Below are 21,648 nucleotides of genomic sequence, written 5' to 3'. Positions count from 1 at the left end.
TATCAACAATATTGTTATTTTCTTGGAATGAGATGAGGTGAGCCCAGCAAAAAAATGTTTCTTTGCTCGTAATAAATTTGGATTAGTCATATGGGTAAAGTTATTGCTATCGCAAATCAAAAAGGAGGAGTTGGTAAAACAACGACTTCTATAAATCTGGCGGCATCCTTGGCAGCATTAGATAAGAAAGTATTGATTATTGATGCAGACCCACAAGCGAATGCTTCATCAGGTTTAGGTGTAGATTTAAAATCTGTAACTACATCGATATATGAGTGTTTAATTGATGGTGATTCATTGCGTAATGCTATAACCAATACTTGTGTAGATGGTTTAGATATTGTCAGTTCTCGGATTGATTTAGTTGGTGCAGAATTGGAATTATTGAATATTGAGAATCGCGAGCGAGTACTTGCCGAATTGGTAGATGAAATAAAGCGGGAATATGATTTTATATTGATAGACTGCTCTCCTTCGCTGGGACTTATTACGGTAAATTCATTAACAGCTGCCGATTCGGTAATAATTCCAGTGCAGGCAGAATATTTTGCTTTGGAAGGAATTAGTAAACTGCTGAATACAATAAAGATTATTAAGTCAAAACTGAATCCGTCTCTTGAAATAGAAGGATTTTTGTTGACAATGTATGATTCTCGTTTGCGTTTGGCAAATCAGATTTATGAAGAATTAAAAGTCCATTTTAAAGATATGGTATTCACAACTGTCATTCAGAGAAATATTCGTTTGAGTGAGGCTCCAAGTCATGGAGTTCCGGCCTTATTATACGATCCGGATTCGAAAGGAAGTATCAATCATATGCAACTGGCGAAAGAATTAATAGAGAGAAATAAGTAAAAATAGGAAAATGTAAGTGTTTCCCAGTTGCTTTTGCTGGGAGCAACGATAATAAGATATGGCGACATTTAAAAGAAATGCTTTAGGGAGGGGGTTAGATGCTCTGATAACGATGGATGAAGTGAAGACAGAAGGTTCATCTTCGATAAATGAGATAGAATTGTCTCGCATATATCCGAATCCTGACCAACCTCGCAGAGAATTTGATCCAGACGGTTTAGCAGAGTTAGCATCTTCAATTCGTGAATTAGGTATTATACAACCTATTTCTTTACGTCAAACTTCGGATGGCTCGTATCAGATTATTGCAGGAGAACGACGTTTTAGAGCAGCGACGATGGCTGGATTGAAATCAGTTCCTGCATATGTACGTACTGCTGAAGATGAGACAATGATGGAGATGGCTCTTATCGAAAATATTCAACGGGAGGATTTGAATTCGATAGAGATTGCTTTGACTTTTCAGAAGTTGATAGAACAATATAATTTAACTCAAGAACGTTTAAGTGAGCGTATAGGGAAAAAACGTACCACTATTGCTAATTATTTGCGATTACTGAAACTTCCGGCAGAGATACAGATGGGGTTAAAGAATAGGCGGATAGATATGGGACATGCGCGTGCGTTATTGGGAATAGATGATCCTGCTACTCAACTTAAGATTTATGAGCAGATTCAGGAACAGGGTTATTCTGTTCGTAAAGTAGAAGAGCTTGTAAAAACACTTTCTGAAGGTGAAAGTGCTGAATCGGGTGCTGTTCCTTCTAAAACGAAAAAAATAGTCAGGGAAGAATATGGTATTCTTCAAAAGCATTTATCTTCATTTTTTAAGACTAAGGTACAATTTGTATGTAGTGATACAGGAAAAGGAAAAATAAGTATTCCTTTTAAAAATGAAGAAGAGTTGGAGCGTTTGATGGCTATTTTTGACCAATTGAAATAAAATTTTGATAAGTAAAATAAAGATAAATATAAGTTTATATCGTTCGGTATATTTCCGATGGGCATGTATTTTGATTTGCTGTTTTATTTTCGAGTCGGTAACAGCAAGTTTGACAGTGCAGTCTGATACCGTTTCTGTCATTGAAGATGTGCCAATGGACACTCTTTCAATGACAGTCGATAGTCTTGGAAGGGTAACCTTTGCAGATATCGAAACTGATACTATTCAGATTGAAACGAAGAAGGTAAGATTTAAGAAATTAAAAGATTGGGAACCTATTCCAGATTCCCTAGTCTTTAATCCGGATCCAATGAAAGCAGTTTGGTATTCTGCGCTTTGTCCAGGGTTAGGGCAGATTTATAATCGCCGTTATTGGAAGTTGCCTATTGTAATTGGTGGTTATATGGGATTGATATATGCGACATCTTGGAATGGTCGCTATTATACGGACTATTCGAATGCGTATAGGGATATAATGGATAGTGATCCGACAACAAATAGTTTTATTAACTTTTTACCTTATAATAGGCGAAATGATTCGCAATATATAGAAGAACACATGGATTGGTTAAAAGGAGTCATGAAGCGAAAAAAAGATTTTTATCGACGAAATCGAGATTTATGTATAATTTCTATGGTCGGTTTATATATCGTAAGTATGATTGATGCCTATGTCGATGCACAGCTCTATCATTTTGATATTACACCGGATATTACCATGCATTTGCTTCCGGCCGTTTTGGAGCCGACCCCTTTTTCTCGTACATCGTTAGGAATGCAATGTGCGATAACTTTTTAAAAATGGATTGTTATGAGAATTTTTGTGCTAGTTTCTTTATTTATAGCTGTAAATGCTTCGGTATTTGCTCAACAGTTTCGGCATATTGCTGTAAAGGATACAATATCGGATAAAGCTATTGTTTTACCTGAGAGTCTTGAAAGTGATGTTGATAGTCTTTTTTCCGGATGGTATTTAAAGAAATATGCGATAATAGATGCAAATTGCATTAGTGGGAGTGTTAATATTGATTATCCCGATTCCGTTTATATACAACGTTTATCGTGTATGCCTACTGTTATAGAAATGCCGTTTAATCAAATTGTGAAAAGTTATATTACTTTTTATACTGAGCGACGTAGGAAATTGGTAGAAAACATGATGGGGCTTGGGACTTACTATTTCCCTATTTTTGAACAGGAGTTAGAAAAGGCTGGACTTCCTTTAGAATTAAAATATTTACCTATTATAGAATCTGCCCTTCGCCCGGAGGCAACATCCAGAGCTGGTGCTGCGGGATTATGGCAATTTATGATTGGGACAGCCAAAATATTGGGTATGGAGGTGAATAGTTTAGTTGATGAACGTCGTGAACCGGTAAAGTCTTCAGAGATGGCAGCTCATTATTTGAAAGAGCTTTATAATATTTATAATGATTGGGGACTTGCTATTGCTGCTTATAATTGTGGACCGGGAAATGTGAATAAGGCGATACGTCGTTCTGGTGGAAAAGATTATTGGGAAATATATAATTTTTTACCTCGGGAAACTCGAGGATATCTACCGGCATTTATAGCTGCGAATTATGTTATGCATTATTATAATGAACATAACATTTGTCCAGTTCGAACGGACATGCCATTGACTACGGATACGGTACATATTAATGAACAGATTCATTTTCAGCAAATTGCAGATGTGTTAGATATACCTATCGATCAATTACGCTCTTTAAATCCACAATATCGTCGGGATATAATTCCTGGTGATTCGAAGACTCGGGCGTTATTGCTTCCTACTCAACAAGTGTATGCTTTTATCGAGGCTCGAGATTCGATTGTACGACATCAGAATGGTTTATATGCTAAACGTACTACAGTAGAACCTGCTGGTTATAGTGCTTCAAATTCTAAAGTTATTTATCATAAGATACGTAGAGGAGATACCCTGTCTAAAATTGCTTACCGTTATGGTGTTACTACACAGGAAATTAAGCGTTGGAATCATTTGAGAGGAAATACTCTTATTGCCGGACGTAGTTTGAAGATTTATCGAAATAAAGTAGTTTCAACGCCCCAAAAAGAAGAGGCAGTAAAGAAAAAATTTGTGGTAGCATCCTCAGATTCAATAAAAAATAATAATAATACCGAAGTACTAAAATCGTCTGTAGAGACTGTTACACAACAAAAGAAAATAGAGACGCTTTATCATAAAATTCGTTCGGGAGAGACTCTTTCTGTTATAGCAAATCGTTATGGTGTTTCTACATCTAATTTGAAAAAATGGAATGGATTGAATAGTAGTCGTATTAGAGCGGGACAAAAATTGAAAATCCAAAAAACAGTTTATGTGAAAATCCCTGTAAATGAGCTATCCAAATCTTCTGAAGGCAGGGAAATCATAACAAATGTAACGGAGCATAAAGTAAAATCGGGAGAAACTTTAGCGGTAATTGCTAGTAAGTATGGTGTGACAGTAAATCAATTGAAAGAATGGAATAATTTAAGCAGTAGTAGAATTCAAGTAGGGCAGCGTTTAAAAGTGAGCGGGGAGGATGTGGCTATTACTCAAAACGATTATAAGGTTGAGGAAAATGTAAATGGGCAGGCCAAAGTTAAATTTAAATATCATACAGTAACGAAAGGTGAGAGCCTTTGGACTATTTCCAAATTATTCCCAGGGGTAACTTCAGAGTTGATTATTAAAGCAAATAATTTGGGTAGTTCTTCATTAAAAGTAGGCCAAGTATTGAAAATTCCGGTAGGTTAAATGATGCTTAGGAGATGAGAAAGGCTATTTCATATGAGGTAGCCTTTTTTGTTGATATTAATAATTAAAAGATAAAGAAAATGTAAACAAATCTACAGTTTGTGTGTTATTTCAATCAAATGCTATTGCTCTTTTAAGGTATATATTATTTATTAATTTAAATATATTAAAAAATGTATATATTTTTTAGATAAATGAAATTTTTTGTATTTTTGTCGTCGAATCATTAACAAAGAGATTTTAAATATAAAATCTAATTAAATTATTAAATGATGGATAGAGAAGTAATTGGCTTAAATGCTGGATTAGTTTGGAATGCGTTGAATAACAGCGAAGAAAAACTTACCCTGAAAGGTTTAAAAAAAGTGACTAAGCTCAAAGATAAAGAGCTTTATGCTGCAATAGGATGGTTATCCCGTGAGGATAAAATTTCTATTGAAGAAGTTGAAGGTGGTGATCTTTTAATCGGATTAATTTAATATATCCGAAAGGAAATAAAAAGAGCAGGGAGCAGTATAAATCTATATTGCTCCCTGCTCTTTATTCTATATTGATGCTGTTTTTGTCCATAATACAACTACTATTTATACAAAAAAGAAGCAAGTCCGCTTTCTTTGGTTTTAAGGTTATAGTCATCAATTTGTTTGCCATTTTGACCTCTATAAATTTTCTAATGTTTTATCGATTTGTATATTATCAAGTATTAGTTTGGAAGTAACAACAATGTTGTAGATAAGAAATCTTGTAAGTAAGGTAAAGATATCGGATTTTTGATGTACCTTTGAGATAATAAATTTAAACTGCAATGACAAAAATCGGAACCACATTATCAAAAGTAGGGAAAAAGGCACTTTTGTGCGGAGCTGGAGAACTTGGGAAAGAGGTTGCAATTGAGCTTCAAAGATATGGCATAGAGGTAGTTGCAATGGATAAGTATGCCAATGCTCCGGCTATGCAAGTTGCTCATCGTTCACATGTTTTATCGATGCTCGATGGAGAGAGGTTAAGAGAAATAATAAAAAATGAAAATCCTGATTATATTATTCCAGAGGTAGAAGCTATTGCAACTCAGACATTAGTAGAATTAGAAAAAGAAGGTTATCATGTAACTCCTACAGCTCAGGCTACATTCCTTACAATGAACCGTGAAGGTATTCGGCGCTTAGCTGCAGAGAATTTAGGAATAGAAACATCTCCTTATCGATTTGCATCTACACGAGAAGAGTTTGAAAGTGCTATTAAAGAGATTGGCATACCATGTGTAGTGAAACCTATAATGAGCTCTTCGGGGCATGGGCAAAGTATAGTTCGTTCTTTTGCAGATATAGATAATTCTTGGCATTATGCACAAGAAGGAGGACGGGCTGGAGCAGGTCGAGTGATTGTAGAAGGTTTTGTTGATTTTGATTATGAGATTACATTATTGACTGTACGTCATAGTGCGGGAACAACTTTTTTAGAGCCGATAGGACATCATCAGGTAGATGGAGATTATCGAGAATCATGGCAACCTCAACCTATGAACGATAAAGCTTTGGCTAAGGCGAAGGAGATAGCACAAAGAGTTACTGATGCATTAGGTGGCTGGGGAATTTTTGGAGTAGAGTTATTTGTAAAAGGAGATAAGGTCCTTTTTAGTGAAGTTTCACCTCGCCCGCATGATACTGGTATGGTAACGATGATTTCTCAAGATTTATCAGAATTTGCATTACATGCTCGTGCCGTGTTAGGGTTACCTGTTCCTGCAGTTTCATTTTATGGTCCTTCAGCTTCAAAAGCGATTGTTGTCGAGGGAGATAGTGATAAAGTTGAATTTGATAATTTAGAAGAGGTGTTGAATGAACCGGATGTCCAAATTCGTATTTTTGGTAAGCCCGAGGTAGTAGGACATCGTCGTTTAGGGGTTATTCTTGCTAAAGCGAATACTTTGGAAGAGGCTCGAAATAAAGTAGAGCGAGCATACTCTAAATTAAGAGTGATTGTTCATCCGAGGTAATTGGAGATGAATTACCTGGCACATATTTTTTTGTCTGGGTCCTCTCCTAAATCTCAAATAGGAGGATTTGTTGCAGATGCTGTAAAAGGGAAATACGATAATTATCCGCTTGCGATGCAATTGGGAATCTGGTTGCATCGCAAGGTAGATGAGTTTACAGATAATCATGTATTGGTAAAGGATGTATTGACTGATTTACGACCTCGTTTTGGAAGATATTCTGTAATTTTGCCTGATTTGTTTTTTGACCATTTTTTAGCAAAAAATTTTTCGGATTATTCAAAGGTTCCGTTGAGAATATATTCTTATCGTTTTTATATTTATTTGTTATTAAATTATTACTATCTTCCTTCCCGTGTTCAAGGGTTTCTATGGCATTTTATTTTTACGAATCGATTGTGCCGTTATTGTACAGTTGAAGGGCTATTTGAGTCTTTACAAATTATGGTCACTTATCGTAACATTCCATTATCTACAAAATCTATTGAAGAATATTTTGTAGATAATTATGCTAATTATCAGTCGTTGTTCAATATATTTTTTAGGGATCTGCAATCTTATTTGCGACAGATACGAAAGACAGATTCTTTATAATCTTTATCGGGGAATATATCCTATATTTTCTATTAGTTTTTGGCCTGTAGGAGAAAGAGAGTAATAGATAAAGGAAGAAATAATGTTTTCTTTTGATTTATCATAATAGTAATATAATGGTCGTACTACAGGGTATGTTTTGTCTTTTGCATTTTTAAAAGTTGGAGCTACATACGTTTTTCCGTCATATGATACACGAATTGCTTTAATACCTGATGAAACATAAGCTAGTCCGACATAACCTATAGCTCCTTTTGTTTGTCTAACAGACTGAATAATAGCTCCAGTTGCGGGCATACTCAATACGGAATTTATATAATTTTTGTTTCTAAGTATTTTTTCTTTAAAGAATTCGTATGTTCCAGAACTAGTTTCTCGCGAATAAGTGACAATAGGAATGTCTTCTCCTCCTAACTGTTTCCAGTTACGAATTTTTCCGGTAAATATATCTTCGAGTTGTTTCCTTGTTAATTGGTTTATTGGGTTTGATGGATGGACTATTATAGCTAATGCGTCATAAGCGACAATAACTTCGGCAGGAACTATTTTTTTCTTTTGAAATTTTATCTTTTCTTCAAATTTTATCTTTCGGGAAGACATTGCTAAGTCCGTTGTTCCTTCGTATAGAGCCGATAGTCCTACGCCACTACCACCACCTGTGACTGTAACTTTGCTATTAGAGTGAATTTTCATATATTCTTCTGCATGTTTTTGAGCGACTGGTAAAACGGTATCGCTTCCTTTTATTCGTTGAGAAAACAACGAATGTGTTATTAGAAACACAAATAGAAGTATAAAATTTTTTTTCATATAAATATCATACTTAAGAATATTACAAATATATTCTTCTGTAATTACTGCTTTATTGCATATGAATTACAATTGTATTTCAAATAAATAATAAAAAATGTCCCGGAGAATTTTTTCCCGGGACATTTTTTATTATTTATTTGAAACTTCTACTATATGAGTGGGAGGTAGAGATGAGTTTCTTTCATCTACAGCTATTATTACTTGTTCAGCAAGTTTCTCAAAAGCTTTTCCCGTAATAGTATTAGGGGATAATGCAACAGGGACGCCCTTGTCGCCTCCTTCGCATATACTTTGTACAATAGGTATTTGTCCCAATAAGCGTACTCCTAGAGATTCTGCTAATTTTTTTCCACCTTCTTTTCCGAAGATAAAATATTTGTTTTCTGGAAGTTCGGCCGGAGTGAACCAAGCCATGTTTTCAACTAATCCAAGAACTGGAACATGAACTTTGTCATTTGTAAACATATCTATACCTTTTCGAGCATCAGCTAATGCGACTTCTTGGGGAGTTGTTACAACAATAGCTCCAGAAATTGCTAATGTTTGTACTAAAGTTAAATGTATATCGCTTGTCCCGGGAGGTAAATCAAGAACAAAATAATCAAGCTCATCCCAATTAGCATCGGAAATAAGCTGTTTGAGTGCATTACTAGCCATACCTCCTCTCCATACGACAGCACTATCTTTATCAACAAAGAAACCAATAGAAAGTATTTTTATTCCATACTTTTCGACTGGGACTATCATATCTTTTCCATTAATTTCTTCAGCGAAAGGACGTGCATCTTCTACACCAAACATCTTGGGTACAGATGGACCAAATATATCAGCGTCTAATAAGCCAACTTTATACCCTTTTTGAGCAAGAGCAACTGCTAGATTCGCTGCAACTGTCGACTTTCCTACGCCACCTTTTCCTGATGATACAGCAATAATATTTTTTACTTGAGGTAATAATTTCCCTGGTTCTGGTTGTTGGAGTTGTTTAGATTTTATGTGTATATTACCTTTTATGTCTGTATCCTCTCCAACATATGTCAAAATAGCGGTTTCTGCTGCTTTGACAACAGATTTCATAAAGGGGTCATTGGGCTTTTCAAATATCAATGAAAAACTTACCTTATTTCCGTCGATACGGATATCATCTCCTACCATTTCTGCAGAGATGAGGTCTTTTCCGTTTCCTGGATAACGTACTTTTCTCAGGGCGTCGGTGATTAATTTTGGATATATTGCCATAATAATATATTAATCTTTATTTAGGAATTTGTTTTTTTCTTTATTTTCACTACGTTTGCTTCTGTTGAAGCTACGATAGTTGTCATATTCAATTTCAATATTTGGTTCGATTAATCGGTCTCTGTTTTCACAAATAAAAGATATATATTTTATTGTCAATCCTCTATCAAGCCATTGCTGTTCATAAAAAGTTTTTATATTTAATATATCATCTTTTAATCCTGAATGGTACAGATCTTCTGTTTGAAATATTATAGGGTAATGATTAACTTTTACCATTTCGCAAGTATAGGTAAAAAGGAAATTACTATCACTTTTTAGATGTATTATGCCATTTGGTTTTAGTATTGTCCGATATAATTCCATAAATCGGGTAGATGTAAGTCTTTTACGTACTTTTTTCATCTGAGGATCAGGGAAGGTTATCCAGATTTCAGATACTTCCCCAGGTGAAAAGAAGTAAGTAATCAGTTCGATTGTGGTACGTAGAAATGCTACATTTTTCATTCCTGATTGTAGCGATTCTTTGGCTCCAGTCCACATACGTGCCCCTTTTATATCTATTCCGATAAAATTTTTGTTGGGATATTTACGAGCAAGTCCTACAGCATATTCTCCTTTTCCACATCCTAGTTCTAGGACAATAGGATGGTCATTTTTGAAAAAAATGCTGTTCCATTTTCCCTTCATGTCAAATCCCTCATTTTGTAAAATAGAAAAAGGATATTGAAATACATGTGGGTATAAATTCATATCATCGAATTTCTGCAGTTTATTTTTACCCATATATTTTTTATATAAAATGGAAACGAAGATACTCAATTTTTGCCTAAAATAGGAATATTGTCTAATTATAACCTTGTTTTAGTCCTGTTTTTTATTTCGATAAAATACAGAATATAAATAAAAGTAACTTTTATATCCTGTATTTTATTTATTTGACTTTATAAAAGAGTAATTTCTGAAGTTTCTCTTATATCATTAGAAGAGGCTCCAATATATATTTTGAATTTGCCTGGTTCTGTTCTCCATATTTTTTGTTTATCATCATAGAATTTAAAAGCTTCATCTGTAATTTCAAATGTTACTATTTTTTCTTCTCCAGGATTTAACTCAATTTTTGAAAAGCCTTTCAATTCTTTTATCGGACGTTCGAAAGAACATTTTTCGTCACCAATATATAGTTGAACAGTTTCTTTACCTTTAATTTTCCCGCTATTTTTGATAGGTATAGAAATTGTAATCTTGTCATTATTTTTCATTTGTTTAGAAGAAATTTTTATTTTACCATAATCGAAAGTTGTATAACTTAAGCCATGGCCAAAAGGAAATAATGTTTGTTTTTTCTGTTTATCTATCCAGCGATATCCAATAAAAATACCTTCATTATATCTTACATTCACATGGTCTCCCGGATATTCTCCTAGGGCGTGTGAAGGATAATCCTCCAATTTCTCGGCAATAGTCATTGGGAGTTTCCCAGAAGGATTAACTTTCCCGGTGAGAATTGACGCAATTGCATTTCCTGATTCTGTTCCACCAAACCATCCTTCTACAATAGCCGGGACTTCTTTTATCCAAGGCATAGCAACAGCGTTTCCTGATATAATAGTTACTACGATATTTTTATTAACTTTAGCCAATTCAGAAATTAAGCGATCTTGTCCATAAGGTAAGTTATAACTTTTTCTATCATTGCCTTCGCTGTCTTGATTTTCATTTTTATTTAGTCCTCCAAAATATAATACGATATCAGCATCTTTAGCCGCATTGATAGCTTCTTGCAATAATATTTCTGGATTTGGTTCTTTATATCCTACTGGTATTTTTGGCTTAGGGTCGCGTTTTTCGGTTAAAGGACTAACATAGCCTTTTACGTATATGATTTCAGCCAGATTTCCTATCTGTTTTTTCAGACCATCTAAAGGGGTTATTTCGTATTTTACTTTAAGGGAAGAAGAGCCACCACCAAGAGTCATTCTTTTGTTGGCGTTTTCTCCGACAACTACAATTTTTTTTATTTTATTCAAGTTAATAGGTAGAATGTTTTTGTCATTTTTTAATAAAACAATGCCGTTTTCAGCGATAGTCCGCCCTGCTAAAGCGTGCTCTTCTGTTCCGAAAGAGCCCCAAGGTCTTTGAGAATTCATAACTGTTCGAAATATCATTTTCAGTAAACGGCGTACTTTATCGTCAACTACTTTGATATTTATCTCTCCTTTTTTTATTTTTTTTAATAGAGGGTCAGCAAGGTAATAGTTGTCATAAGCGTTTGCTTTTCCTTGGCTGAGCCCATCTGTCCAGGTTCCCATTTCTAAATCCAATCCAAAGTTGGCTGCTTGCTCTGTGTTATGTACTCCTCCCCAGTCAGAAATAACGACTCCGTCAAATTGCCAATCCTGTTTCAAAATATCATTTAATAAATATTGGTTATGGCAACATTGCTGTCCTTTATATTGATTATAAGCACCCATGATAGACCAGACCCCAGCTTCTTGTACTGCAGCTTTGAAAGCTGGTAGATAAATTTCATGTAAAGCTCTGTCATCAATAATTACATTGATATGACCACGGTCGATTTCTTGATTATTCAAAGCAAAGTGTTTTACACAAGCAGCTACACCATTGCTTTGTACTCCTTGTATATAAGGAATTACCATACGAGATGAAAGAAAAGGGTCTTCACCCATATATTCAAAATTGCGCCCATTTAGAGGTGTACGATAGATATTTACTCCAGGTCCTAAGAGCACGTCTTTTTTACGATATCGCGCTTCTTCGCCAATAGATTTTCCATATAATGCGGCCATTTGAGGATCCCATGTAGCAGCTAGGCATGTAAGTGCAGGGAAAGCGATACAAGAATCAGAGGTCCAATGAGCCCCATTCCACTCATCCCAAAGTACTTCTTCTCTAATGCCATGAGGACCATCACTCATCCAAAGTTCGGGAATTCCGAGTCGTGGTACCCCATATGAACTAAACTTTGATTGAGCATGACACATTTTTACTTTTTCTTCTAATGTCATTCTTGTTAATGCATCTTCCACTCTCTTTTCGATAGGTTGGCTTTCATCTAAATAAACAGGTTTTACTGTTTGAGCAAATGCTGAAATTGTAAAACAAGTACAAGCTATCAGACTTGTGATTTTTTTCATGTGTTGTTGTGTTTTAATCAGTTAGTTTGTCGATTAAAAAGCGATTATACGATGTAAATATACAAAAAATATAAATTAATTATGGATTTTTTATATCAAGATTTATGGTATAGTTTATTGTTTGGGCTTGTTATAAAGTTATAGTTTTTATTTCTGAGAATAAAAATTGTAATTCGTGTTGGAAAAATGTAATATGGATTAGCTAAATATTTAAAATCCAAATCTAAGACCGACTTGGAAATTTATATTGAGGGGCTTTTCTTTACGAATTGTTGCTATTTCTGAACCATCATCAAAATAATATATAACTCCTGGTTCTATAAAAATGCCTATATAACGATTGATATTATATTGAGCTCCAACAGCTCCAGAAACAGACCATTGTAGATGATTGTTCTTGAGATTGCTATTTTGGGAAAATGATTCTTCGTTTTTTGTTTCATAATTAGTTGTTAATTTGGAAGATACACAACCTTCCATCATTCCTCCTGCAGATAGATAAACAGTGAAATATTTTTTTTGAATAAAATTCCAATTAATTTTTAAAGGAACACCTAAGTAATGAAGTTTTTGTTCTTGGGAATAGTAACTTTCATTACCAGCTTTTAATTCAGAGGATAATAATGTATACATAAGGCCGGTTTCAATAGAAAAATTAGAGCTGATATTTTTTCTTAATGACAGACCTACACTGATAGGTAAATGATGTTTTATTTTTGTTTGGGTAGTTTGATTAATATTCTTAAACATAATTTGATGGTAAGCGTTGGCCTCCTTTAGCTCTTCTGGATTTTTCTCATTGTTACTCATGGGGTTTGTAGCATTGGTAGGTATAGAATTATTAAAGCTGTTTAGATTATTAAATCCGTAATAGCTTTCGTTGGATGCCATGATATTATTTCCAGTTGTAATACTAATTGCCCATTTGTTTCTTTTACTTTTTTTTCTGATAAACAATGTTGGTTCTTCGGAGTTTTCTTTTCTTTTTTTTGTTCTTAGCATAGAATGTTCATCTTTAGAGTGAACTTTTTCTTTTATTATTATATTATTTTCTTTCTCTGAACCATTTACTCTTTGATTGATAGTTTCATCGTTAATAATTTGTTTGTCTGTTCCTTTTAAAGAGGAAAATACTTCTTTTTTTGTAGGAAGACTGCGATGCATAATATTTATCCCTTCATGGGATTTTAAATCGTCATTGCTATGATAGGTGTGATTTTCAGTTGGAAGGCTTTCTGATAAAATTCGAGGAATATTTTTATCAGGTTTATAATTTGTTAGTAGATATATTCCGACCGATGAAAGTAATAATAATATAATAATTGCCGCAATTGCGGTAAAAGAGAATATACGTATTTTAGTAGCTGGAGTAGAAGACAGTTCTTTATCCAGTTTTTCCCATACATCATTGGGTGGAGTTACAGTATAACTGTCCATCCGTTCCCGAAACTCTGATGTCCAATTATCCTTTTTCATATTCATATTTATTTAAGTATTCCTTAATCTTTTTTGATAGAAAGCTCTTTGCTCTGTATAATTGCGATGATGAACTTTTTTCGTTTATTCCTAATAATTTGGCTATTTCTTTATGAGATTTTTCTTCAAAAGTATATAGATTGAAAACAGTACGATATCCGATAGGAAGTTCCATTATAAATTTCATGATTACTTCTTGAGGAATTAGAGCAAGGGGTGGCCTTTCTTCTGGAATATCTTGGGATTCTGGTATTTCGTCCATAGGAATAAAATTTTTTGTTTTTTCATTCCTTCTAAGATATTCTAGAATTGTATTTACCATTACCCTGCATAGCCAAGCTTTTAAAGAACCTTCACCTCGATAAGAGAACTGGTCGAACGATGTATATATTTTTAGAAATCCGTCATGCAATAAATCTTTAGCAGTTTCATTATGGCCAATATAGCGTATACATAAAGCGAACAATATGCCAGCATATTGTTTATATAATTGGTTTTGAGCATATTTATTTTTTTTCTGACATTGTTCAGATAGTTCAGCTTCGCTCATTTGAAAATCACATTATTAATGATAAATGCAGAATATACAAAAATACTGCTCTAGAATAAGCAAATTATTTCATTTTTATCTCTTTAACATTTTGTCATGCAGTATTTGCAGGTTATGCCAGTTTATATAATCAAAAATGTATTTTTATAGATATAAAATATTAAAGTTTGATGTATATGAAAAAATTTCCACTATTATTGTTGATAAGCCTTTTAGTATCAACAACTTTATTTCNTATTATGTATATTATAATCGGTCATTAGCTGTAGGAAATGTCGTTTCTGAGGAGGGGAAACCTTCTTACTTATTGTTAGATAGTAAAAGAACTATGTTATTTTCTGAAAACTCAATACCTTCTCTTTATTTAGAAGACGGGCGTCGGGTGATTGTGAATTATACATTGTTGGATGAGGATTATCAAGGATATGATTTTAGGATACATGTGAATGATATTGATACGGTTTTAGTAAAAGGTATTATTCCTATAACTCCGGAGAAAGAGGATAGTATAGGTAATGATGCCGTTAATATTTTGGATATGTGGACAAGTGATGAATATGTAACTATTCAATTTGAAATGAAAGGTGCTGGACAGAAAAAGCATATGGTTAATTTGGTACGTGACTACAGCTTGGAAGAGAATCCCGATGATGGGTACATGCAACTTGAATTTCGTCATAATCAAGAGGATGACCCCGAATTTGGGTCTCAATGGTTGTGGGGCATAGCATCTTTTAGATTAGGAGATTTAGCTCCCGATAAAAGTGATTTGAAAGGATTGAAAATCAAAGTAAACACATATCGTGGAGAAGAGACATATACTTGTAAATATGATACGGATAATAGTGAGAAAAATAAAGCCGTAGACAAATTGCAACAAGCTGTTCAGAAAAAAAATTCCAGTTTATATATTAGATAAATCAGAACTCTATGAGTAGTAGTCCGGGATTGATGGGAATCAATCCCGGTTTTTTGTTCGCCTGAGCATAGATGTATTGCTATAGGATACGAACTTTAAATGATTTCTGTGAATGGGAATTTTTAGCTAAAAGTAAAGGCATTATAGTGATGTGCAGGCAGTTGGAGGCAGAGCCCTGCTGGATAGAACCCGATTATGGAGTCACACTCTATTAATATAGTTAGTGTCCTATAACTCTACGGATGTATATTGATGGAACTTGAGAATATTATATCCTATCTGGATCTCTTCATTAGTACAGAAACTGAAACAAGACTTGTTGTGAGAAGTCTACTTAGTCATGAAAGTTTCGAGAAAAAATATACAGAATAATATATTCAAAGAGGATGATGATTTAGATGCAGGTAGAGTTCGAAACTAAGACAAGTATGCAGATCTTATAAAGATGACTGAAAACTTACTTACAATCTTCAATAGTCTATTTTTCACTTATGATGACGAATATAAATCAGATTCAAAGAGAAAAATTAATAATAATTTATCTATATAGAAAAAATGGTTGTCTCTCGACAACCAATCTTCTATTAACCTTAAATCTAATACCATGAAAAAACTTGACACAAAGTTATAATGTCAAGGAATATAATCCAAATACATATAGAAAAAAATAACTATATTAAGTATTATTAGGTAAGATAGATGATTTTGTTAATTAATTTATCTTGCTTTATTGGTCTAAAGCATAAAAAATAAAAGATTACTCTCAAATTGTGAGTAATCTTTTATTTTTTATGCTTTAGAAATGTAAATTTATTATCCGTTTACTTTCTTCATATGAGCAATTAGGTCGAGAACTTTGTTACTATAACCGATTTCGTTATCGTACCAAGAAACAACTTTAACGAAAGTATCAGTTAAAGCGATACCTGCTTTTGCATCGAAAATAGAAGTCCGAGTATCTCCTAAGAAGTCTGAAGAAACTACGGCATCTTCAGTATAACCAAGAATGCCTTTCAATTCACCTTCAGAAGCTTCTTTCATTGCAGCACAAATTTCTTCATATTTAGCAGGCTTTGCTAAATTGACAGTCAAGTCTACTACAGAAACATCCAAAGTAGGAACACGCATTGACATACCAGTCAATTTGCCATTCAAAGAAGGAATAACTTTACCTACAGCTTTAGCTGCACCAGTAGAAGAAGGAATAATGTTTCCAGAAGCTGCGCGGCCACCTCTCCAATCTTTCATAGAAGGTCCGTCTACTGTTTTTTGAGTAGCTGTAGTAGAGTGAACTGTAGTCATTAAACCGTCAGTAATACCAAATTTATCATTTAATACTTTAGCAATAGGAGCTAAGCAGTTAGTAGTACAAGATGCGTTAGAAACAAATTGTTGTCCAGTATAAGCATCGAGGTTAACACCACAAACAAACATTGGAGTATCATCTTTTGACGGAGCTGACATTACTACATATTTTGCACCAGCGTCAATGTGTCCTTGGGCTTTTTCTTTTGTTAAGAAAAGTCCTGTAGATTCAACAACATATTCAGCGCCAATTTCGCTCCATTTTAGGTCTGCAGGATTTTTCTCTGCTGTTACGCGGATAGCTTTTCCATTTACAACCAATTGGCCGTCTTTGATATCAATTGTTCCATCGAATTGACCGTGCATAGTGTCATATTTCAACATGTAAGCCATGTATTCTACACTAATAAGGTCATTGATACCTACAACTTCGATGTCATTTCTCTTTTGTGCGGCACGGAAAACCAAACGTCCGATGCGACCAAAACCGTTAATACCTACTTTAATCATTGTAATAAAACTTTTAAGGGTTTATTATAAAAACAAATTATTTCCAATTATTGTATCTCTTACCCGATCTGCTTCTTATGACCTTTTAGCATCCACAGGGTGTTGCACACGCTGAGAGAAATAAAAGTATCAAAGTTGTAGAGACAATAAAAAGATACGTTGTCTTCATTTCATTTTCTTATTTGCGATGCAAAGGTACATATTTTATTTATAAACAAAGAAAATTCGTGCTAAAAATAAAGAAATTTTTCTTTATTAAAAGCTTGTTATTCTATTATTTGTCTTATAAAGTATTACTTTGGAGTGTATATTTAAAAATAGAGTATGAGGATATTATGAATATTGATTCATAATTGAAGGTAGAAAATAAGTAGTATTTTGAGTAGAAATCAGTTGAAATTTAAAATGTAATGAAAGCAACTACATATTCTCTAAAAATAAGATGTAGAATAGAACTATATTATCACAGGAGAAAATTAGAATCTTCTCCTGTGTTGTTCTTTAAAAATTTAGTATTGTTCCGATTCATTGGGAAAATCGCAAGTTTTTACATCCTTAATGTAATTTTTTACACTATCTGTAATGATGTTAGATAAATCGGCATATCGACGTAAAAATCGAGGAGAAAATCCTTTATTGATGCCTAACATATCATGCATTACCAGCACTTGCCCGTCTACTTGACCTCCTGCACCTATGCCTATTATAGGGATAGAAAGTTCTCTTGCTACTTCTCCGGCTAATTTGGCAGGAATTTTTTCAAGAACAATAGAAAAGCATCCGATTTCTTCAAGTAAGTGTGCATCTTCTACTAGTTTCTGGGCTTCTGCTTCTTCTTTTGCTCTGACAGTATAAGTCCCAAATTTGTTTATTGATTGAGGCGTTAATCCTAGGTGACCCATAACTGGGATTCCTGCACTTAAAATACGGATTATTGATTCTTGAATTTCAGCTCCACCTTCCATTTTTACACAATCAGCTCCTGTTTCTTTCATGATTCTAATTGCGGACGCAACTGCTTCTTTTGAATTTCCCTGATATGAGCCGAAAGGCATATCTACAACTACTAAAGCCCGTTTAACCGCCCTCATAACAGATTTACCATGATATATCATTTGGTCAAGAGTCATAGGTAGAGTCGTGATATTTCCAGCCATGACGTTAGAGGCTGAGTCACCAACAAGGATAACGTCCATTCCGGCTTCATCGATGAGTTTTGCCATAGAATAATCGTATGCTGTGAGCATAGATATTTTTTCCCCTCTTTGTTTCATTTCAGCCAGACGATGTGTCGTGACTTTACGTAAATCTTCTGTGTAAGTTGACATATTTATATACGTGTTTTTGGTTGGGACAAAGGTAGTGCTAATTTTTAGTTTCAGAGTATCTCGTAATAAATTATATTTTGTACTAATAAAAAATAACGACCAAAGATTTTGTTCGGTCGTTATACTTGTTATATGAATTATAAAATTTATTTGTAAAAATATTCTATTACACGCTGCCTAACTATATTTAAAGTCCCATTAATAAACATTGATTGTTTTGTCCAGTTTCCGGTCTCATCATACAGATATTCATAAGTTATATTCTCAGTATCTTTATTATTTTTTGTTGTAGTTATTTTTATTAAATCTCCTTTATCATTGTAAGCATAGCGTTTTTGTGTAGTTTGTTTTCCTATAGTTTCAGTAGATGACACTACTTTTCCGTCAATATATTGCTGTATTGTTGTATTTTTAGGTGTCGTACTTTTATATTTTTTTGATGAAATTATCGAGTCATTGGCATTATATGTATAATGTGTTATCGTACTGCCCTTTACTCCTGTGATGTAGTCGGTACGTTCAATTAAACGTCCTCCATTATCATATTTAAAAGTTGCAATAGGAGATTCTTTTTTACGACTGTTAATGAATGTAATTTTATTTAATTGTCCATTTTTGTAATCATACCGTTTTCTACCGTTAGATTCAATAATAGCAGATAATGAAAAATCCGGATGGTAAAGAATTTGGGTTATTTTTACATCTTTGCCTGTGGTTGTTTGTTCTAAAATTACTTCTCCAAGCTCGTTATATTGGGTAATTATATCAGTTGAGTTACTATTATTTTTACTGCCTTCTTTTGAAGAGGTTTCAGTTGTAGATTTTACATATCCTTTTAATCCATTACTTTTCCAATGCCATTCATTTTGGTTAATAGGTTTGACCAAAGCGTTAGCCTGAACAGTATATTTTGATTGAGGGAACTTGCTAATAAAAGAATCGTAAGCTTTCATTGTGAAATCAGTAGATAAGCTCTTGAATGAAAGTTCTTCTATTTTATTTTGTATTTCTTCTTTTTTAGGATGATTGGGATAGCGTTGTATCAGCCCATTATATGCTTCGAGTGTATTTTGTTCAATAGCATTATTATAAGCCAAATTATAGATTCGATTTTGAGCTTCAGCCACTAATTTTGATTTAGGATATTGTTGAATGAAAGCACTATATGCTTCTATGGTGTTATCTAGTTTTTCAAAAATCATCTTATCAGCTAACGCTGTAATTTCTTCTACTTTTTTAGATTCAGGATAATGACTTAAAAAATAATTGTATCCTTCTAAAGTACCTTCAGAGATGGCGTTATTATATGCCACTTCTTCTTGTAAAACTTTTGCCTCACTTAAATATGAACAACTATCGCATACTGAAATAGCTTTGCTATATCCTTCCTCTGTATTTAAAACTTTGGCATCTGCTAAAATATTGTTCTCAATTTGTGTTTGTATTTTTAGAAAAGATGTCTTATGCTTAATCAAAAATTTATTAGCATCTTTATTATCCTTATGTTTAAGATATGTGTCTTTAAAAATAGAATATGCTTTATAAGGATCATATGCTTTGTATTCCTTGGTATTGAATAAAATGCAATCACATATATCTGCTAACATTAACTCTTTTGCATCATCGTTGGAATATATCTGATTCCTTTTTTCTACAGCTTTACTTATTTTTCCTTGTTGTAAAAGGTCTAAAATTTTATTTGCTTTTTGGGCTTCTACGATTTGAGGGATAAACATCCCGCAAGAAAGTATAACCGAGAAGCTTAATGCCTTTGTTGATAATGTATAATGTTTCATTTTTTAGGGAGTGTTATTTTAACGGAATATTTTTAATATTTACTCTTTTTGTATGTTGCAAAGATAGTAATATTTGTGAAATAAGTATCTCTTTTTTACTATATTCAAATTATTTCTGTTTTAAAGTAATCCAGATATTTATATTCAATATTTAATAATTCTTAGATATTGTATGGAATAAGATGGAATTTTATTTTGGAGTAGAATAAGAATTATTACAATGATGAAAATTTGGGAATAAATCGAAATAGTTATGCATTCGTAGATGTATCATGATACAATTGTTTTGATTACTATATAATAAAATGGAAAGAGGAATAGAACTAAATATTCATAACAAATGAGAATATTCTCCGATGCACACAGAAGAGACACATTATCTTGTTCATAAGTTATAAGAACAAAAAAGAAATTCCCATACACGAAACACAATTGGTAAATTATTTGACCGCAACTCATACAGACCACGGCTTATTAATAAATTTCGGGGGTGAACGTATTGAGATAAAAAGGAAATTTAGAGAATATAAACATATATAATTGATTATCAGAAAAATATATTCTTCTGTCTAAAATAAAGAGGCATATATTTTTTAAGACGAAAGAACATAAGAACAAAAAAATGAAATCAAATATGTACCTTTGTCTTTATGTCTAAGAATAAAAACTTGTCAATGATGGAAATAAACCAAGCAGCCCCAAAATTTCAGGATGAGTCAATCGCACCCATGCATACAGCTGAGCATATTTTGAATCAGACTATGGTTCGGTTATTTCGTTGTGGACGTGCCGTTAGTGCCCATATAGAAAGGAAAAAATCTAAGTGTGATTATTTATTGGAACAAAAACCTACTGCAGAGCAAATACAAGAAATTGAGAATAAAGTAAATGATATAATATCACAGAACTTGCCTGTTTCAGTAGAATATTTGATGCGGGAGGATGCAGAAAAAATGTTTGATTTGAGTCGTTTGCCGAAAGATGTGTCTCAAACTCTTCGGATTGTGAAGATTGGAGACTATGATGCATGCCCCTGTATCGGAGTTCATGTAAATAATACTTCTGAAATTGGAAGATTTAATATTGTTAGTAGTGATTTTTTTGATGCTAGATTGCGTATTAGATTTAATCTACTCAAATAAATTTTTAGCATGGGTTGTTGGTTATTTGATAGAAGTCTTGTAATCAGCATATTATTATATTTATATTGAAAAAGTTGAAAAAAAAGTTCAAAAAGATTTGGATAGGAATAAAAAAGCTTATACTTTTGCATCCGCTTTCCGATAGAAACGGTTTAAAATCGGATTAGAGGAAAGAAGTTCATTGAAAGTATTACGATAGACAGAGAGAAATGTAGAAAGAGACGGGCCCTTTTCGGGAAACCGGAGGGGGAATAAGT

At 33.4% G+C, this 21,648-nt stretch carries 18 protein-coding genes and 1 pseudogene; 10 read left to right on the top strand and 9 right to left on the bottom strand.

Annotated features, from left to right (window positions below; translation table 11 throughout):
- Nucleotides 1-90: 90 nt before the first annotated feature.
- The 7 genes from BN2628_RS00225 to BN2628_RS00195 all read left to right on the top strand — a co-directional run bounded on the left by BN2628_RS00225 (nucleotide 91) and on the right by BN2628_RS00195 (nucleotide 7,155).
- On the top strand, nucleotides 91-855 hold the full coding sequence (locus BN2628_RS00225; RefSeq protein WP_044231010.1) for a ParA family protein: 765 nt from the start codon (nucleotides 91-93) through the stop codon (nucleotides 853-855).
- A gap of 58 nt (nucleotides 856-913) precedes the next feature.
- Nucleotides 914-1,798, top strand: a complete 885-nt coding sequence (locus BN2628_RS00220) for a ParB/RepB/Spo0J family partition protein (protein WP_044231011.1) — start codon at nucleotides 914-916, stop codon at nucleotides 1,796-1,798.
- A 4-nt stretch (nucleotides 1,799-1,802) separates the two neighbouring features.
- On the top strand, nucleotides 1,803-2,597 hold the full coding sequence (locus BN2628_RS17345) for a DUF5683 domain-containing protein (RefSeq protein WP_257606326.1): 795 nt from the start codon (nucleotides 1,803-1,805) through the stop codon (nucleotides 2,595-2,597).
- Between the two features lie 12 nt (nucleotides 2,598-2,609).
- Nucleotides 2,610-4,565 carry a LysM peptidoglycan-binding domain-containing protein gene (locus tag BN2628_RS16605; RefSeq protein ID WP_074023882.1) on the top strand — a complete coding sequence of 652 codons (1,956 nt, stop codon included), beginning with the start codon at nucleotides 2,610-2,612 and terminating at the stop codon, nucleotides 4,563-4,565.
- Nucleotides 4,566-4,837: 272 nt separating this feature from the next.
- Nucleotides 4,838-5,044 (top strand): winged helix-turn-helix domain-containing protein, encoded by a 207-nt coding sequence (locus BN2628_RS00205; protein WP_044231018.1) that lies wholly within the window; start codon nucleotides 4,838-4,840, stop codon nucleotides 5,042-5,044.
- Nucleotides 5,045-5,370: 326 nt separating this feature from the next.
- Nucleotides 5,371-6,561, top strand: coding sequence for a formate-dependent phosphoribosylglycinamide formyltransferase (purT, locus tag BN2628_RS00200; RefSeq protein WP_055095528.1), 1,191 nt, complete (start codon nucleotides 5,371-5,373; stop codon nucleotides 6,559-6,561).
- Nucleotides 6,562-6,567: 6 nt separating this feature from the next.
- The gene (locus tag BN2628_RS00195; RefSeq protein WP_021929494.1) at nucleotides 6,568-7,155 is read left to right on the top strand and encodes an acyl carrier protein phosphodiesterase; all 588 of its coding nucleotides are present in this window, start codon (nucleotides 6,568-6,570) and stop codon (nucleotides 7,153-7,155) included.
- A 3-nt stretch (nucleotides 7,156-7,158) separates the two neighbouring features.
- Here BN2628_RS00195 and BN2628_RS00190 read toward each other — a convergent pair whose 3' ends face one another.
- The 6 genes from BN2628_RS00190 to BN2628_RS00165 all read right to left on the bottom strand — a co-directional run bounded on the left by BN2628_RS00190 (nucleotide 7,159) and on the right by BN2628_RS00165 (nucleotide 14,391).
- Entirely contained in the window at nucleotides 7,159-7,965 is an 807-nt protein-coding gene (locus BN2628_RS00190; RefSeq protein ID WP_055095527.1) for a phosphate ABC transporter substrate-binding protein, read from the bottom strand.
- Between the two features lie 132 nt (nucleotides 7,966-8,097).
- Nucleotides 8,098-9,207, bottom strand: coding sequence for an Mrp/NBP35 family ATP-binding protein (locus tag BN2628_RS00185; RefSeq protein WP_055095525.1), 1,110 nt, complete (start codon nucleotides 9,205-9,207; stop codon nucleotides 8,098-8,100).
- A 9-nt stretch (nucleotides 9,208-9,216) separates the two neighbouring features.
- Entirely contained in the window at nucleotides 9,217-9,993 is a 777-nt protein-coding gene (gene trmB, locus BN2628_RS00180; RefSeq protein ID WP_021929497.1) for a tRNA (guanosine(46)-N7)-methyltransferase TrmB, read from the bottom strand.
- A 158-nt stretch (nucleotides 9,994-10,151) separates the two neighbouring features.
- Complete coding sequence (locus tag BN2628_RS00175) at nucleotides 10,152-12,365, bottom strand: glycoside hydrolase family 3 C-terminal domain-containing protein (protein ID WP_021929498.1); 2,214 nt, start codon at nucleotides 12,363-12,365, stop codon at nucleotides 10,152-10,154.
- Nucleotides 12,366-12,575: 210 nt separating this feature from the next.
- Nucleotides 12,576-13,841 (bottom strand): porin family protein, encoded by a 1,266-nt coding sequence (locus BN2628_RS00170; protein WP_021929499.1) that lies wholly within the window; start codon nucleotides 13,839-13,841, stop codon nucleotides 12,576-12,578.
- On the bottom strand, nucleotides 13,828-14,391 hold the full coding sequence (locus tag BN2628_RS00165) for an RNA polymerase sigma factor (protein ID WP_021929500.1): 564 nt from the start codon (nucleotides 14,389-14,391) through the stop codon (nucleotides 13,828-13,830). The genes BN2628_RS00170 and BN2628_RS00165 overlap by 14 nt, the downstream gene beginning before the upstream one ends.
- A 136-nt stretch (nucleotides 14,392-14,527) precedes the next feature.
- On the opposite strand from BN2628_RS00165, the gene BN2628_RS00160 reads away from it, so the two are divergent.
- On the top strand, nucleotides 14,528-15,310 hold the full coding sequence (locus BN2628_RS00160) for a NigD1/NigD2 family lipoprotein (RefSeq protein ID WP_055095521.1): 783 nt from the start codon (nucleotides 14,528-14,530) through the stop codon (nucleotides 15,308-15,310).
- A gap of 813 nt (nucleotides 15,311-16,123) precedes the next feature.
- Here BN2628_RS00160 and gap read toward each other — a convergent pair.
- From gap to BN2628_RS00145, 3 genes are all read right to left on the bottom strand, one after another.
- Complete coding sequence (gene gap, locus BN2628_RS00155; protein WP_021929502.1) at nucleotides 16,124-17,125, bottom strand: type I glyceraldehyde-3-phosphate dehydrogenase; 1,002 nt, start codon at nucleotides 17,123-17,125, stop codon at nucleotides 16,124-16,126.
- Nucleotides 17,126-17,634: 509 nt separating this feature from the next.
- Entirely contained in the window at nucleotides 17,635-18,453 is an 819-nt protein-coding gene (gene panB / locus BN2628_RS00150) for a 3-methyl-2-oxobutanoate hydroxymethyltransferase (RefSeq protein ID WP_044231053.1), read from the bottom strand.
- 146 nt (nucleotides 18,454-18,599) lie between these two features.
- Entirely contained in the window at nucleotides 18,600-20,249 is a 1,650-nt protein-coding gene (locus BN2628_RS00145; RefSeq protein ID WP_044231054.1) for a tetratricopeptide repeat protein, read from the bottom strand.
- Nucleotides 20,250-20,660: 411 nt separating this feature from the next.
- On the opposite strand from BN2628_RS00145, the pseudogene BN2628_RS16600 reads away from it, so the two are divergent.
- Both BN2628_RS16600 and BN2628_RS00140 read left to right on the top strand, forming a co-directional pair.
- Nucleotides 20,661-20,789: pseudogene (locus tag BN2628_RS16600) on the top strand (GxxExxY protein); the annotation flags it as partial.
- A 134-nt stretch (nucleotides 20,790-20,923) separates the two neighbouring features.
- Nucleotides 20,924-21,391, top strand: a complete 468-nt coding sequence (locus tag BN2628_RS00140; protein ID WP_257606325.1) for an alanyl-tRNA editing protein — start codon at nucleotides 20,924-20,926, stop codon at nucleotides 21,389-21,391.
- Nucleotides 21,392-21,648 lie beyond the last annotated feature (257 nt).

The organism is Gabonia massiliensis, assembly GCF_001403595.1.
Taxonomy (GTDB): Bacteria; Bacteroidota; Bacteroidia; order Bacteroidales; family Coprobacteraceae; genus Coprobacter; species Coprobacter secundus.
This window is presented reverse-complemented; position numbering and strand designations above follow the sequence as displayed.

Bases quoted from the DNA above. Each gene is read 5' to 3' on its own strand.
- gap (WP_021929502.1), bottom strand. From the start codon at position 17,125: ATGATTAAAGTAGGTATTAACGGTTTTGGTCGCATCGGACGTTTGGTT.
- BN2628_RS00175 (WP_021929498.1), bottom strand. From the start codon at position 12,365: ATGAAAAAAATCACAAGTCTGATAGCTTGTACTTGTTTTACAATTTCA.
- BN2628_RS00170 (WP_021929499.1), bottom strand. From the start codon at position 13,841: ATGAAAAAGGATAATTGGACATCAGAGTTTCGGGAACGGATGGACAGT.
- purT (WP_055095528.1), top strand. From the start codon at position 5,371: ATGACAAAAATCGGAACCACATTATCAAAAGTAGGGAAAAAGGCACTT.
- BN2628_RS00145 (WP_044231054.1), bottom strand. From the start codon at position 20,249: ATGAAACATTATACATTATCAACAAAGGCATTAAGCTTCTCGGTTATA.
- trmB (WP_021929497.1), bottom strand. From the start codon at position 9,993: ATGGGTAAAAATAAACTGCAGAAATTCGATGATATGAATTTATACCCA.
- BN2628_RS00205 (WP_044231018.1), top strand. From the start codon at position 4,838: ATGGATAGAGAAGTAATTGGCTTAAATGCTGGATTAGTTTGGAATGCG.
- BN2628_RS00165 (WP_021929500.1), bottom strand. From the start codon at position 14,391: ATGAGCGAAGCTGAACTATCTGAACAATGTCAGAAAAAAAATAAATAT.
- BN2628_RS00195 (WP_021929494.1), top strand. From the start codon at position 6,568: ATGAATTACCTGGCACATATTTTTTTGTCTGGGTCCTCTCCTAAATCT.
- BN2628_RS16605 (WP_074023882.1), top strand. From the start codon at position 2,610: ATGAGAATTTTTGTGCTAGTTTCTTTATTTATAGCTGTAAATGCTTCG.
- BN2628_RS00225 (WP_044231010.1), top strand. From the start codon at position 91: ATGGGTAAAGTTATTGCTATCGCAAATCAAAAAGGAGGAGTTGGTAAA.
- panB (WP_044231053.1), bottom strand. From the start codon at position 18,453: ATGTCAACTTACACAGAAGATTTACGTAAAGTCACGACACATCGTCTG.
- BN2628_RS00220 (WP_044231011.1), top strand. From the start codon at position 914: ATGGCGACATTTAAAAGAAATGCTTTAGGGAGGGGGTTAGATGCTCTG.
- BN2628_RS00140 (WP_257606325.1), top strand. From the start codon at position 20,924: ATGATGGAAATAAACCAAGCAGCCCCAAAATTTCAGGATGAGTCAATC.
- BN2628_RS00190 (WP_055095527.1), bottom strand. From the start codon at position 7,965: ATGAAAAAAAATTTTATACTTCTATTTGTGTTTCTAATAACACATTCG.
- BN2628_RS00185 (WP_055095525.1), bottom strand. From the start codon at position 9,207: ATGGCAATATATCCAAAATTAATCACCGACGCCCTGAGAAAAGTACGT.